Genomic DNA, 467 nt, shown 5'->3' with positions numbered 1-467 from the left:
TTTTTAGAGAACAGAGTCATCAACTTAATTGATGCATCCGGACGCGGGATGGAGCAGTTTGGTAGCTCGTCGGGCTCATAACCCGAAGGTCGTCGGTTCAAATCCGGCTCCCGCAACCACATTACAGTTAAGCGCTATCTGTTGCCCAAGGCAGTAAGAGCAGCGATTAACTAATGCGATACTAGCTCAGTTGGTAGAGCGCAACCTTGCCAAGGTTGAGGTCATCGGTTCGAACCCGATGTATCGCTCCAAATTCTCTCTCACGCTTTATGCTGAAGATGAAAATGGTTTAAGCCTCATTGTCTTAAACAATGCATCCGGACGCGGGATGGAGCAGTTTGGTAGCTCGTCGGGCTCATAACCCGAAGGTCGTCGGTTCAAATCCGGCTCCCGCAACCACATTACAGTTAAGCGCTATCTGTTGCCCAAGGCAGTAAGAGCAGCGATTAACTAATGCGATACTAGCT

3 tRNA genes are annotated in these 467 nt (G+C 49.5%); all 3 read left to right on the top strand.

The annotated features are described in order from the left end of the window. Nucleotides 1-42 precede the first annotated feature (42 nt). The 3 genes from AB4138_RS23890 (at nucleotide 43) to AB4138_RS23880 (ending at nucleotide 399) form a co-directional block, all read left to right on the top strand. Nucleotides 43-119 (top strand) — tRNA-Met (locus tag AB4138_RS23890). A 56-nt stretch (nucleotides 120-175) separates the two neighbouring features. Further along, nucleotides 176-251: transfer RNA gene (locus AB4138_RS23885), tRNA-Gly, on the top strand. A 71-nt stretch (nucleotides 252-322) separates the two neighbouring features. Beyond that, nucleotides 323-399: transfer RNA gene (locus AB4138_RS23880), tRNA-Met, on the top strand. Nucleotides 400-467: the final 68 nt, after the last annotated feature.

Origin of the sequence: Vibrio sp. 10N.286.52.C3 (assembly GCF_041468865.1) — a bacterium.
Classification (GTDB): Bacteria; Pseudomonadota; Gammaproteobacteria; order Enterobacterales; family Vibrionaceae; genus Vibrio; species Vibrio crassostreae_C.
This window is presented reverse-complemented; position numbering and strand designations above follow the sequence as displayed.